The organism is Cyanobium sp. ATX 6E8 (assembly GCF_024346335.1).
GTDB lineage: Bacteria > Cyanobacteriota > Cyanobacteriia > PCC-6307 > Cyanobiaceae > Cyanobium_A.
Map to the genome: position 1 here is coordinate 120,686 of NZ_JAGQCT010000003.1, position 12,587 is coordinate 133,272.

General features: G+C 67.1%; 14 protein-coding genes. 7 read left to right on the plus strand and 7 right to left on the minus strand.

What is annotated here, in order from left to right:
- Positions 1-8 precede the first annotated feature (8 nt).
- Positions 9-854, plus strand: a complete 846-nt coding sequence (locus KBY70_RS04185) for a lipopolysaccharide heptosyltransferase family protein (protein ID WP_254987512.1) — start codon at positions 9-11, stop codon at positions 852-854.
- Between the two features lie 56 nt (positions 855-910).
- Entirely contained in the window at positions 911-1,663 is a 753-nt protein-coding gene (gene fabG / locus KBY70_RS04190) for a 3-oxoacyl-[acyl-carrier-protein] reductase (RefSeq protein WP_254987513.1), read from the plus strand.
- Between the two features lie 18 nt (positions 1,664-1,681).
- Here fabG and KBY70_RS04195 read toward each other — a convergent pair whose 3' ends face one another.
- Complete coding sequence (locus KBY70_RS04195; protein ID WP_254987623.1) at positions 1,682-1,921, minus strand: hypothetical protein; 240 nt, start codon at positions 1,919-1,921, stop codon at positions 1,682-1,684.
- 134 nt (positions 1,922-2,055) lie between these two features.
- Here KBY70_RS04195 and groL point away from each other — a divergent pair, with 134 nt between their 5' ends.
- Positions 2,056-3,717: a chaperonin GroEL gene (gene groL / locus KBY70_RS04200; RefSeq protein ID WP_254987515.1), complete on the plus strand. Its 1,662-nt coding sequence runs from the start codon at positions 2,056-2,058 to the stop codon at positions 3,715-3,717.
- Positions 3,718-3,739: 22 nt separating this feature from the next.
- Here groL and KBY70_RS04205 read toward each other — a convergent pair whose 3' ends face one another.
- From KBY70_RS04205 to KBY70_RS04230, 6 genes are read right to left on the minus strand one after another with little or no spacing between them, the layout of a single operon-like run.
- A complete protein-coding gene (locus KBY70_RS04205) occupies positions 3,740-4,405 on the minus strand; it encodes an N-acetylmannosamine-6-phosphate 2-epimerase (RefSeq protein WP_254987516.1) in 666 nt (221 codons plus the stop codon).
- Positions 4,406-4,858 (minus strand): hypothetical protein, encoded by a 453-nt coding sequence (locus KBY70_RS04210; RefSeq protein ID WP_254987518.1) that lies wholly within the window; start codon positions 4,856-4,858, stop codon positions 4,406-4,408.
- A gap of 11 nt (positions 4,859-4,869) precedes the next feature.
- Positions 4,870-5,745 carry an ABC transporter permease gene (locus KBY70_RS04215; RefSeq protein ID WP_254987520.1) on the minus strand — a complete coding sequence of 292 codons (876 nt, stop codon included), beginning with the start codon at positions 5,743-5,745 and terminating at the stop codon, positions 4,870-4,872.
- Entirely contained in the window at positions 5,745-6,797 is a 1,053-nt protein-coding gene (locus KBY70_RS04220; RefSeq protein ID WP_409996016.1) for an ATP-binding cassette domain-containing protein, read from the minus strand. The genes KBY70_RS04215 and KBY70_RS04220 overlap by 1 nt, the downstream gene beginning before the upstream one ends.
- A gap of 17 nt (positions 6,798-6,814) precedes the next feature.
- On the minus strand, positions 6,815-7,822 hold the full coding sequence (locus KBY70_RS04225; RefSeq protein WP_261355933.1) for a heme o synthase: 1,008 nt from the start codon (positions 7,820-7,822) through the stop codon (positions 6,815-6,817).
- Entirely contained in the window at positions 7,815-8,768 is a 954-nt protein-coding gene (locus KBY70_RS04230; RefSeq protein WP_254987523.1) for a COX15/CtaA family protein, read from the minus strand. The genes KBY70_RS04225 and KBY70_RS04230 overlap by 8 nt, the downstream gene beginning before the upstream one ends.
- A 195-nt stretch (positions 8,769-8,963) precedes the next feature.
- On the opposite strand from KBY70_RS04230, the gene KBY70_RS04235 reads away from it, so the two are divergent.
- The 4 genes from KBY70_RS04235 to KBY70_RS04250 all read left to right on the plus strand — a co-directional run bounded on the left by KBY70_RS04235 (position 8,964) and on the right by KBY70_RS04250 (position 12,553).
- Positions 8,964-9,782, plus strand: coding sequence for a cytochrome c oxidase subunit II (locus KBY70_RS04235; protein WP_409996017.1), 819 nt, complete (start codon positions 8,964-8,966; stop codon positions 9,780-9,782).
- 6 nt (positions 9,783-9,788) lie between these two features.
- On the plus strand, positions 9,789-11,423 hold the full coding sequence (ctaD, locus tag KBY70_RS04240; protein WP_094559717.1) for a cytochrome c oxidase subunit I: 1,635 nt from the start codon (positions 9,789-9,791) through the stop codon (positions 11,421-11,423).
- The gene (locus KBY70_RS04245; protein ID WP_094559716.1) at positions 11,420-12,046 is read left to right on the plus strand and encodes a heme-copper oxidase subunit III; all 627 of its coding nucleotides are present in this window, start codon (positions 11,420-11,422) and stop codon (positions 12,044-12,046) included. The genes ctaD and KBY70_RS04245 overlap by 4 nt, the downstream gene beginning before the upstream one ends.
- A 138-nt stretch (positions 12,047-12,184) precedes the next feature.
- Positions 12,185-12,553: an AbrB family transcriptional regulator gene (locus KBY70_RS04250; protein ID WP_254987613.1), complete on the plus strand. Its 369-nt coding sequence runs from the start codon at positions 12,185-12,187 to the stop codon at positions 12,551-12,553.
- The last annotated feature ends 34 nt before the right edge of the window (positions 12,554-12,587 follow it).

Below are 12,587 nucleotides of genomic sequence, written 5' to 3' on the forward strand. Positions count from 1 at the left end.
CCTTTTCGATGCGCGCCCTGTTTCTGATTCCGGGCGGCAGCAGCCAACAGCTGCAGAGCTTTGCCGCCGTGGCGGCGGTGGCCGAGCAGCTCAAGGCTGAGGTGCAGGTGGTTTGTCCGGTCGCTGCTGTGCCCCTCTGGAGCCTGCACCCCGCCGTCAGCCGCGCCCTTCCCTTCGCCTACGACCAGGCCACCCTGGCCGACTGGGCCAACCTGCTTGGCACCGTGCGGGAGCCCGATTTCCAGGTGTGCCTCAACCTGGCGCCCAGCCGCCAGATGGACCTGATGCTGTCGATGAGCCACATCCCTACCCGGGTGGCTACCGGCGGGTTCTCCACCACCGAACGGATCAGCCCTGGGGCGGGCGGCTGGCCCAACCAGGCCCTGGAGGCCTTCCTGCGGCCGATCGGCGTAGAGCTTGATGCCAACGCCTTCCGATTGCCGGTGGCCCCCAGCGATCTGGAGGCTGCTGCTGCCGCCCTGCCCGCCGGGGACGGCCCGGCCCTGCTGTTGGCCCCCTCCGGCAGCGCCGGCGACTGGGGCGCCTCCCAATGGCAAGCCCTACCCGCTGCCATCCAGGCCAAGCTGCCCAACCTGCGGGCCGTGGCTGCCCTGCGGGGCGAGGGGGCCAAGCCCTTGCGCCAGCGGGCCGCCCAGATCGCCAGCGCCGATGTGGTGCTGGCCAGTGATTCAGTCGCCATCGAACTGGCCCTGTTGCTCGGCCTGCCTCTGGTGGCCTTAGGCCGGGAGGCCTCCAGCCTGCCCAACCGTGGCGGCGTGCAGGGGCTGGGTGCCAGCGGCTCCCTGGAGCAACTGAGCGCAGCCGACGTGCTGGCGGCCCTGGGGCTGGGGTAGCCGGAGCTGGAGTAGCCGGGCCATACGATCGGCGCCACTGGATGCCTTGCGCCGTGATGACGAGCTCAGCCCCCCTGGCCGCGCAAGTGGCCCTCGTGACCGGCGCCAGCCGGGGCATCGGCCGCGCCATCGCCCTCGAACTGGCTGCCGCCGGCGCCCAGGTGGTGGTCAACTACGCCAGCTCGCCGGAGGCTGCCGAAGCCGTGGTGGCCGAAATCATTGCGGCCGGGGGCCAGGCCTGGAGCCACCGGGCCAACGTTGCCGACGAAGAGCAGGTTGACGCCATGGTCAAGGCCGTGCTCGAGAAGGCCGGCCGGCTCGATGTGCTAGTCAACAACGCCGGCATCACCCGCGATGGCCTGCTGATGCGGATGAAAACAGCCGACTGGCAGAGCGTCATCGACCTCAACCTCACCGGCGTGTTCCTCTGCACCCGCGCCGTCAGCCGCGCGATGCTCAAGGCCCGCATCGGCCGCATCATCAACATCACCTCGGTGGTGGCCCTAATGGGCAACCCCGGCCAGGCCAACTACAGCGCCGCCAAGGCCGGTGTGATCGGCCTCACCCGCAGCAACGCCGCTGAATTCGCCGCCCGTGGCGTCACCGTCAATGCGGTGGCCCCCGGCTTCATCGAAAGCGACATGACCGCCGAGCTCGACAAGGAGCCGATCCTGGCCGCCATTCCCATGAGCCGGATGGGCAGCGCCGCCGAGGTGGCCGGCGCTGTGCGCTTCCTGGCCGCCGATCCCGCCGCCGCCTACATCACCGGCCAGGTGCTGCAGGTGGATGGCGGCATGGTGATGCGGTAGTTCCCCAAGCAGGAGCCCTCAGGGGTTGGTGATCGGCTGGCCCAGCTCCTCGCGCAGGCGGCGAATCCGCTGCAGCAGCCTCAGACGTCGGCTGCGGGCCGTGATCGTGAGAAACAACCGCACCGGCACGTACACCAGCGCCATCACGACGCCAAACGCCGCCACCAGCACGAAGATCATGGCGTTGGCACTGGAGGCCGGATCCAGCGAAATCGCTTCGTCGGCGCTCTCCAGGGCCGTTTGGAGCAGATCTTCCATCGCCTGACCCTATCGAGCCTGGAGCCGTTCAGCAGCCTGGGGCTGCAGGCGATTCGGCTTTCCCCACCGTGGTCCGCTACCACGTCGGCCAGCCGCTGTGGGACCCTGATCACCATTGAAATCGTTCCGTTGTCATGGCCAAGCTGATCAGCTTCTCGGATGCCTCCCGCGGCGCCCTGGAGCGGGGTGTCAACGCCTTGGCCGACGCGGTGAAGGTGACCATCGGCCCCCGTGGCCGCAACGTGGTGCTGGAGAAGAAATTCGGCGCTCCCGAGATCGTCAATGACGGCGTCACCATCGCCAAGGACATCGAACTCGAGGATCCCTTCGAAAACGTCGGCGCCAAGCTGATGCAGCAGGTGGCCAGCAAAACCAAGGACACCGCCGGCGATGGCACCACCACCGCCACCCTGCTGGCCCAGGCCCTGGTGCGCGAAGGTCTGAAAAACGTGGCGGCCGGAGCCAACCCCGTCGGCCTGCGCCGCGGCATGGAACAAGCGACGGCCCACATCGTCACTGGGATCGCTGAGCGCTCCCAGGCGGTGAGTGGCGATGCCATCCGTCAGGTGGCGGCCGTGAGCTCCGGCAACGACGACGAGATCGGCCTGATGATCGCCGAGGCCATGGCCAAGGTGAGCGCCGATGGGGTGATCACGGTGGAGGAGTCGACCTCCCTGGCCACTGAGCTGGAAATCACCGAGGGGATGGCCTTTGACCGGGGCTACAGCTCCCCCTATTTCGTCACCGATCAGGAGCGCCGGGAGTGCGTCTTTGAAAACGCCCTGATCCTGATCACCGACCGCAAGATCAGCACCATCACTGACCTGGTGCCCGTGCTGGAGGCGGTGTCGAAGAGCGGCCGACCGCTGCTGATCCTGGCTGAGGAGGTGGACGGCGAAGCCCTGGCCACCCTGGTGGTCAACAAGAACCGCGGCGTGCTGCAGGTGGCCGCCGTGCGGGCTCCGGGCTTCGGCGATCGGCGCAAGGCCATGCTGGGCGACATCGCCATCCTCACCGGTGCCACCGTGGTGAGCGAAGAGCGGTCCATGAGCCTGGAGAAAACCGGACTCGCCGAGCTGGGCCAGGCCCGCCGCATCACGATTACCAAGGACACCACCACCATCGTGGCCAGCGGCGACCACCAGGCCGCCGTGGCCGACCGGGTGGCCTCAATCAAGCGTGAGCTCGACAACACCGACTCCGACTACGACCGCGAGAAGCTGCAGGAGCGGATCGCCAAGCTGGCCGGTGGTGTAGCCGTGATCAAGGTGGGGGCCCCCACCGAAACCGAGCTCAAAAACCGCAAGCTGCGCATTGAGGATGCCCTCAACGCCACCCGCGCCGCCGTCGAGGAAGGAATCATCGCCGGCGGCGGCTGCACCCTGCTGGAGCTGGCCGAAGGTCTCAGCGGCCTGGCGGCGTCCTGTCAGGGGGATGAGCGCACCGGTGTGCAGATCGTGCAACGCGCCCTGGCGGAGCCGGTGCGGCAGATCGCCTACAACTCCGGTGCTGATGGCGCTGTGGTGGCGGCCGAGATCCTGCGGCTGGGCAAGGGCTACAACGCCCTCACCGGCGTCTACGAAGACCTGCTCGCCGCCGGCATCCTCGATGCCGCCAAGGTGGTGCGTCTGGCACTTCAGGATGCAGTGTCGATCGCCTCAATGCTGATCACCACCGAGGTGGTGATCGCCGACAAACCCGAACCCGAAGCGGCCCCCGGCGGCGACATGGGCGGGATGGGCGGTATGGGTGGCATGGGCGGCATGGGCGGCATGGGCATGCCCGGCATGATGTGAGGCCCAGCCGCTCGGCAGCCCCTCAGCAGGCCTTCACGTAGGCCGCCACCTGCAGGTCCACCCCGGTGATAGCCGTGCCCACCACCACCGCATCCGCGCCGGCATCGAGGGCACCACGGGTCTGCTGGGGGCTGGCGATGCCGCCCTCACAGATCAAGCTCACCGCTGCGGGCAGCTGCTGCTTCAGCTGGGGCAAGAGCTCCCAGGCAGGCGGCTGGCAAGCAGCCGTGGCCTCGGTGTAGCCATACAGGGTGGTGCCCACCCAGTCGCAGCCGAGGGCGGCGGCCCGCAAGCCGTTGGCCAGCGAGTCGACATCGGCCATCAGCAGGGCACCCAACTCCCGCCGCGCGCGGCTGATCAGCTGCTCGAGAGTCTCTCCACCGGGCCGGTGGCGTTCGGTGGCATCGAGGGCCACCACATCGGCGCCTGCCCCCCACACGGCGCGGATCTCCTCCCAGCCCGGGGTGATGTACACGGAGCTGCCGGGGTAGGTGCGCTTCCACAGCCCCACGATCAAGGCGTCGGGGCAACGGCTCCGCACGGCTCCGATGTGCTCCGGACTCTCCAGCCGCACGCCACTGGCGCCATTGCGAAGGCTGGCCTCCGCCATCGCCGCGATCACATCGGGATCGCGCAGGGGTGAGCCTTCGGGGGCCTGCACCGACACGATCAGTCCAGAAGCTTTCACTCAGCTGGCTAAGGGAAGGGAGTCGGCATCGGGAAGCCAGGCCCGCAGGGGCGCCAGGGCACGGGGTGCGGGCGCCGGCTCCCCGTCGGGCACCACGGCCAGTTGGGACCAGGAACGGGAGAGAACCGCCGCGGGGATGGGTTCAACAACGGGTTCAACAACCTGTTCAACAGACTCTGAAAGCCATTCCGGCTCGGGCTGCAGCACCGCAGGCACCAACCCAAGGGGAGCTCCGCCGCCAGCCCGTTCCTGCAACCACTGGGCGGCTTCAGCCCCCTGACTGGCCAGCAGCGGCCCCGCCACCAAAGCGTCCAGGGCCGCGAGGCCGCGGCGGTGCACCCACTGCTGCACCAGGCGCTCGGCCATGGGCTGGTCCCGTTCGGCCACCGCCGCCAGCAGACGATCCGCCAGGTCGGGGCGGGCTGGCGGTGGAAAGCTGGGGGGCTGGGTCACGGGAGGGGTGGCTAGGTGAGCTTGCGATCCAGCAGCGGCCGAATCAGCAGGAACATCCCGGCGGCCAACACGGCGAGCACCCCGAGGCAGGTGGCGCTGCTGAGCTGGCCGTAGGGGGCCTCCAGCACCACGGCGGTGAGGGAGACCTGTCCTGCGTAGGCGGCACGGATCGGTTCAATCGCGAAGGTAAGGGGATTTAGGGCCGCTAGCCAGCCCAGCCAGGCCGGCATGAAGGACAGCGGTGCCAACGCGGTGCTGGCAAACAGCAGCGGCAGGTTGGCCACGAAGATCACCGCGATCAACTCGATATGCCCCGGCAGGGCGAAGGCCAAGCCCAAACTCAGGGCCGTGACGGCAAACACCAGAAGCAGCAGCGTCACTAGCACCAACAACAATCCGGCGCCCCCCGGCCAGCCGTAGCCGAGCAGGGCAGCGGTGCCCATGATCGCCAGGCTCTGCACCAGGCTCAGGGAGGTGATGTAGAGCACCGAAGCCAACACAATCGAGCTGCGCGAGCGCAGGGGCGCCACCAGCAAGCGGTTGAGGAAGCCGAATTCCCGATCAAACATCACCGGCAACCCGGCATTGAGGGCCGCACTGAAGGCGGTGAACACGATCACGCCGGCACCCAGAAAGCGGCCGTAGCTGATGCCGCCGGGCAGCAGGCCCTCCGGGGCCTTGGCGAACAGAGCGCCGAACAGCACCAGCCAGATCAGCGGTTGCAGAACCCCCGCCACCAGGGTGGAAGGCCGCCGCTGCAGCTGCACAAACAAACGCCGGGTTAGGGCCAGGGTTTCCTGGCTGATCTCAGCCAGGGCGGAAGCCTCGGGCTGTGAACCCGGGGCGGGATCGCGGGTCGGGACGGGAACGGGAAGGGTGGTGGTCATCACATGCTCGCTTTGCGTTCGGCCTTGGGATCGCGACTGCCGGCCACGGCCAGCTCCGCATCCATCAAGGTGCGGCCCGTGGCCTGGAGGTAGACATCATCGAGGCTGGGGCGGCTCTGGGCCAGGGCAAACACCGGCAGGTCGGCCTCGGCCAGCTGACGGCGCAGCTGCTCGATCACGCCGTCGTGCTCGATCACCAGGTTGAGGGAGAAGCCCTGGGCCTGGTTCACCACCACCTGGCGCACACCGGCACAAGCGTGCAGCAGGCTGCGCACCCGCTCAGCCTCGTCGGCGTCGCTGAATTCCCGCACCCGCAGGGTCACCCGATCGCCGCCGAGGGCCGCCTTGAGCACCGAGGGCGCCCCTTCGGCGATCACCCGACCGGCTTCGATGATGGCCAGGTGGTCGGCCAGGGCATCCACCTCCTCGAGGTAGTGGCTGCTGAGCAGCACAGTGGTGCCGCCATCCCGCAGCTGGCGCAGCACACCCCAGATGGCCGCCCGGCTCTCGATGTCGAGGCCGACGGTGGGCTCATCGAGCACCAGCACCTGGGGGCGATGCAGCAGACCCGCCGCCAGATCCAGCCGGCGCCGCATGCCGCCTGAATAGCCGCCGCAGCGGCGATCGATCCAGTCGGCCATGCCCAGCAGCTCGATCAACTCGCCGATCCGCTGGTTCCGCGCGGAGGTCTGCAGGTGATACAGATCGCCCTGGAGCTGCAGCAGTTCGCGGCCCGTGAGGATCTTGTCGATCGCCACCTCCTGGGCCACGTAGCCCAGCAGGCGCCGCACCGCCCGCGGCTCGGACAGGGCATCAACCCCGCCCACCCGCACGCTGCCGCTGTCGGGGGCCAGCAGAGTGCAGAGGATGCGCAGGGCAGTGGTCTTGCCGGCGCCATTGGGCCCCAGCAGGCCGTAAAGGCTGCCGGCCGGCACCTGCAGCGTCAGCCCATCGAGGGCCAGCACGCCACCGGCCAAGTTGCCACCTCTGGCTTTGCCACCTCTGGCTTTGCCACCGCCGTAGCACTTTCGGAGCTGCTGCAGTTCGATCACCGACTCAGACCGCCCAATCAGCCGACCAATGTAGGCAGCGCAAACAGCGAGACGCTGAACAGATCAGGGCCCATCAGCGCCGCCTGGGGCAGCCGGGCCAGCAGCAGCAGCAGGCAGATGCCAAACAGGTAAAAGATGGACCAGCGGAACAGGGCGCGGGCGCGCTGGGGATCATCGGGCTGGGCGCGCAAGCGGCCGCTGAGCTGGAGCAGACGGGCGTTGAAGGGCAGCACCATCAGGCCGTAGAGCAGGCCGCCAGTGGGCAAGGCCAGCGCACCGAGCAGGCTAAAGGCCACCGTGGCCCAGGCGTAATGGCTGATCGCCCGGGTGGTGACCACCACGCCCTTCACCACCGGCAGCATCGGAATCCCCACCGATCGGTAGTCGTCCTTGAGCAGCAGGGCCAGGGCCCAGAAGTGGGCGGGCGTCCACAGCATCACCAGCGAGAACAGCCACCACGACGACCAACCCAGGCCACCGGTGGCCGCCGCCGCCCCCACCAGGGGCGGGATCGCACCGGCCACCCCGCCGATGACGATGTTCTGGGTGGTGCGAGGCTTGAGGAAGGCGGTGTAGAGCAGCACATAGCTGCACAGGCCCAGCAGCGACAAGCTGGCGGCCAGCGGGTTCACACCGATCACCAACACCGCCACCGAGAGGGCCGTGAGGCCGATGGCCAGGGCGAAGGCCTGGCGCTGGGCGAGGCGCCCCGAGGGCAGGGCCCGGCGACTGGTGCGTTGCATGCGCCCATCGAGCTCCTGCTCCCACAGGCAATTGAGCACCCCGGCCGCCGCCGAAGCCAGGCTGCCCCCCACCAGGGTGCAGGCGATGGTGGCGCCGCTGGGGGGGCCACCGGCACTGAGGGCCATGCCGCCCAGGGTGGTAGCCAGCAGCAGGGGGATCAGGCGGGGCTTGGCCACCTCCAACCAGGCGGGCAGCTTCACCGAAGGACGGATCGCTGAGGCCGCAGTTGGGGCATTCGCCACCGAAGCAGCGGCCGTTGCAGGCACTGCTGCACTAACCATGAACCACCTCGGAGGGGACCTCAGACGTCAACAGGGATCGGGCCGAGCGACGCCCCAAACAGCGGGCGACCACGGCGGCCAGCAAGCCCACGAGCAGGGCAGCGGTGAGCTGGTGAGCAATCGTCACCAGGGGCGCCTCAAGCTGGAGACGCAGGGTCAAGACCCCGAGGGCAACCTGGGCCACCACCAACGCTGCGGAGCCAAGAGCCAGCGCTGGCAACTGTCCGAGCCCCGCCGGCAGCAGCGGGGTTGATGCCGCCAGAGCCAGCACGGCCAGGGCCGCGGGCATCGCCACCTGGCGGTGGGCCAGCAACCACCGGCAACCCTCTCCTGAACTGAAGCATTGGTCGGCGGCCCATTGACTGGCCATGGAACCGCCCAGCAAGCACTGGGCCAGCACCAGCACCAGGGCCGTCGACGCCAGCAGCCCCCACCAGAGCGGCGGCACCACGAGGCCACGACCAGCCATAGCGATGCGCTGGTAGAGGGCACTGGTGAGGGCCACCAACACCAGGGCGGTGGTGAGATGGACCGTCACCAAGGGAGCCGCCAGCAGCTGGGTGACGGTGAGGGCCCCCAGCCCACCCTGCACAGCCACCAGCAACAAGGCTGCGCCGGCTATCCAGGGGAGCCACGCCGGCAGCCGGCGGCGCCAGAGAATGCTGGCGCCAGTCAGCACCAGCAGGGCTACGCCCACGACGAAGGCATCGAGCCGATGGAACCACTCCAGGAACACCTGGAGGTTCATCTGGCGCCCCGGCAGCAGGCGCCCGTAACAAAGCGGCCAATCCGGGCAAGCCAGGCCGGCCTCCATCACCCGGGTGGCACCGCCGATGCCCACCAGGGCCACCAGGGCCACCACCAGGTGGGACGCCAGCAAGCCGAGGCGGTGACGCAGCGCCAGGTCGGGAGCTGGACCTGGTTGGGAGTGGAGATCCGCCGCCATGGCCAGGCCATTCCCGGAAGTGGGGTCAAGTTAGCCAGCTTGACCAGAAGCAGGGATCAGGATTCCCGCACATCTCAAGACTGAAACCTTGCCCCAGAAACCCACTGCCATCGCGTTGTTTTGCCAACCAAATCAACGTTGTCCCCGCAGCCGAAGGCAGCGCCCCATAGGCTGGCTTAAGGGGCAAAGCGCACCGTGCCGATTCGTACCGTCCTCACTATTATTGCGGCCACCACAGCGCTTGTGCTGACAGGCCTTTGGGTGGGCAACAACGTCAACATGTTGCCGCTGGATGCCAGCAGCAACGCTCCCACCTATGACGCCCTCTTTAAGGTTTTGTTCAGCATTGGCACGGTGCTGTTTCTCGGCATCGTGATCCTGCTGGTTTACAGCTTGTTTCGATTCCGCCGCCCCAGCGGCGACCTCAGCGATGGCCTCGCCATTGAGGGGAATTTGCCGCTGGAAATCGTCTGGACGGCCATTCCCGCGATCGTGGTTTTATTCGTTGGGATCTACAGCTACGACATCTACGAACGCATGGGCGGCATGGTGAACCTCAACGACCACTCCGCCATGGCCCACGCGGCGATGGAGCCCCAGGCCAGGGTGTGGGGGGGGATCGGTGGGGCCGGCATGGATGCCGCACCCACCGGCGCCGTGCTGCCGGTTGAGGTGACGGCGATGCAATTTGCGTTCATCTTCCATTACCCCGACGCCAACATCACCAGTGGCGAGCTGCACGTGCCGACCGGCCAACCCGTGGAGCTGCATATGGAAGCCCGCGACGTGATCCACGCCTTCTGGGTGCCCCAGTTCCGCCTCAAGCAGGACGTGATCCCCGGCCAGCCCACCGTGCTCTCCTTCACCGCCACCAAGGCCGGCAGCTACCCGATCGTGTGCGCCGAACTGTGCGGCCCGTACCACGGCGGCATGCGCTCCACCGTTGTGGTGCACGAACCCGAGGCCTACGCCACCTGGCTGCAGCAGAACAGCCCCGCCAGCACCACCACCTGAAACGCCATGACCCTCGCCAATCCGAGCGACTTCAACGGCAGCCTGCAACCCCAGGGCTGGTTGCGGTACTTCAGCTTCAGCCTCGATCACAAGGTGATCGGGCTGCAATATCTGGTGTGCGGCTTTGTCTTCTATCTGATCGGCGGAGCCCTGGCTGGCGCCATTCGCACCGAGCTGGCCACGCCGCTCTCCGATTTCATGCCGCGCGACACCTACAACGAGGTGCTCACCCTGCACGGCACGGTGATGATTTTCCTCTGGATCGTGCCGGTGGTGAACGGCGCCTTCGGCAACTACCTGATTCCCTTCTATGTGGGGGCCCGCGACATGGCCTTCCCGCGGCTCAATGCCGTGGCCTTCTGGCTGATTCCCCCCGCCGGCATCCTGCTGATCAGCAGCTACTTCATCGCAGGAGCTGCGGCCCAATCCGGCTGGACCGCCTATCCCCCGCTGAGCCTCACCACCCCGGCAGCAGGTCAGGTGGTGTGGATCCTGAGTGTGCTGCTGCTGGGCGGTAGCTCGATCTTCGGCGGCATCAACTTCATCGCCACCATCCTCAAGCTGCGCCGGCCTGGCCTCAAGCTGATGCAGCTGCCGATGTACTGCTGGGCCATGCTCGGCACCAGCATCCTGGTGGTGCTCTCCACGCCAGTGCTGGCCGGCACCTTGATCCTGCTGAGCTTTGACATCATTGCCCACACGGGCTTCTTCAACCCTGCCCTGGGGGGCAATGTGGTGGTTTATCAGCACCTCTTCTGGTTCTATTCCCACCCGGCGGTGTACATCATGGTGCTGCCGGCCTTCGGCCTGGTGAGTGAGATCCTGCCGGTGCACGCCCGCAAGCCCCTGTTTGGCTACACCACGATGGTGTACTCGATCATGGCGATTGTGTTTCTGGGCTTGATCGTCTGGGCCCACCACATGTTCACCAGTGGCACGCCGCCCTGGATGCGCCTGTTCTTCACGATCGCCACATCATTCATCGCCGTGCCCACCGGCATCAAATTCTTCAACTGGCTGGCCACCCTCTGGGGCGGCAAGATTGCGCTCAACTCGGCGATGCTGTTTTCCTGCGCCTTCATCGTGAATTTCGTGTTCGGCGGCATCACCGGCGTGGCCCTGGCCCAGGTGCCCTTCGACATCCACGTGCATGACACCTACTTCGTGGTGGGCCATTTCCACTACATCGTCTACGGCGGCACGGTGTTTGTGATCTTCGGCTCGCTCTATCACTGGTATCCGAAGTTCACCGGGCGACTCCTCAATGAAGACCTGGGCCGGCTGCACTTCCTGCTCACCTTCATCGGCTTCAACCTCTGCTTCGCCCCCCAGCACTGGCTGGGTCTCAACGGCATGCCCCGCCGGGTGGCGGAATACGACCCCACCTTCACCACCCTCAACCAGGTGAGCAGCGTCGGCGCCCTGCTGATGGCGATCAGCACCCTGCCGCTGCTGATCAACGTGGTGGTGACGGCCATCAACGGCAAGGTTGCCGGTGACAACCCCTGGAACGCCCTCACCCCCGAGTGGCTGACCAGCTCGCCGCCCCCAGTGGAAAACTGGATTGGCGAAGCGCCGCTGGTCACCGAGCCCTACGGCTACGGCCAGCATCAGGAAGTACCCCAGGAGGTCCAGGCATGACCAGCACCGCCCCCCTGCAGGATCCCGGCAGCCTCGCAGCCGACCAAGCCACAGACCACGCAGCCGATCACGCCACTGAGGGCCATGGCGACTTCCGTCTGTTTGGCCTGGCCACCTTCCTGGTGGCCGACGGCATGACCTTCGCGGGCTTCTTCGCCGCCTACCTCACCTTCCGGGCCGTCAATCCCCTCCAGGAGGGCAGCACCTACGAACTCGAACTACTGCTCCCCACAATCAACACCGTTGTCCTGATCATCAGCAGCTTCACCTTCCACCGGGCCGGCAAGGAATGCCGCGGTGGCAACCTCGCTGCCAGCCGCCTCTGGCTGGCGATCACCGGCGGGCTGGGTGCAATCTTCCTGGCCGGGCAGATGGTCGAATACTTCAACCTGCCCTTCGGCCTCACCGACAACCTGTTCGCCAGCACCTTCTATGCCCTCACCGGCTTCCATGGCCTGCACGTCACCCTTGGCGTGATCTGCATTGCCATCGTGGCCCTGCAAACCCGCCAGGGCGGCCGCAACACCGCCAGCGATCACTTCGGCCTGGAAGCGGCCGAGCTCTACTGGCACTTTGTGGACGGCATCTGGGTAGTGCTCTACGGGATTCTTTATCTGCTCTGATCGTCTTCAGGCGCTGGGATGGTGTTCAAGCGCTGGCAGCGTTGGCGAATTGGAAGCACACTCGGCACAATCGACCCATCACTCTGTCGAGGGCAGGCAACACCCATGGCTGGCAGGACGGACGACGGTCCCCCCGAAATGCTGGAGGGGAAGGCGCTGCTCGATCGGGCCCGGGCCCTGAGCAACCGCCCCGAAGATGAGATTGCCCGGGCATGTGGCTACGTGGGCCCTAGCGGTCGAGTGCTCAAAAAGAGTTTCTACCGGGCCCTGGTGGCGGCGAAGGGCTATTCCATGCCCAACAACGGTGGCGGCAGGACCAGCGCTAGTCGCTCCAGCGGTCAGGGCAAGGGGCGGCAGGCAGAGTTCCGCACGCGGGTGCACGGCAACGGCAACCTGCTGATCGGCCACGCCTACACCCGGCGACTGGGGCTGGAGCCGGGCCAGGAATTCCGCATCGAAATTCACCAGGAAACCGGCTCCATCTGGCTGCTGCCCCTGGAGGAGTAGGGCAAGCCAGGCCCTCTTCAGTCGTCGCGCTCAG

Coding starts and splice junctions, on each gene's coding strand:
- groL (WP_254987515.1), top strand. CDS start 2,056: ATGGCCAAGCTGATCAGCTTCTCGGATGCCTCCCGCGGCGCCCTGGAG.
- KBY70_RS04250 (WP_254987613.1), top strand. CDS start 12,185: ATGCTGGAGGGGAAGGCGCTGCTCGATCGGGCCCGGGCCCTGAGCAAC.
- KBY70_RS04245 (WP_094559716.1), top strand. CDS start 11,420: ATGACCAGCACCGCCCCCCTGCAGGATCCCGGCAGCCTCGCAGCCGAC.
- KBY70_RS04185 (WP_254987512.1), top strand. CDS start 9: ATGCGCGCCCTGTTTCTGATTCCGGGCGGCAGCAGCCAACAGCTGCAG.
- KBY70_RS04225 (WP_261355933.1), bottom strand. CDS start 7,822: ATGGTTAGTGCAGCAGTGCCTGCAACGGCCGCTGCTTCGGTGGCGAAT.
- KBY70_RS04215 (WP_254987520.1), bottom strand. CDS start 5,745: ATGACCACCACCCTTCCCGTTCCCGTCCCGACCCGCGATCCCGCCCCG.
- KBY70_RS04195 (WP_254987623.1), bottom strand. CDS start 1,921: ATGGAAGATCTGCTCCAAACGGCCCTGGAGAGCGCCGACGAAGCGATT.
- ctaD (WP_094559717.1), top strand. CDS start 9,789: ATGACCCTCGCCAATCCGAGCGACTTCAACGGCAGCCTGCAACCCCAG.
- KBY70_RS04230 (WP_254987523.1), bottom strand. CDS start 8,768: ATGGCGGCGGATCTCCACTCCCAACCAGGTCCAGCTCCCGACCTGGCG.
- fabG (WP_254987513.1), top strand. CDS start 911: ATGACGAGCTCAGCCCCCCTGGCCGCGCAAGTGGCCCTCGTGACCGGC.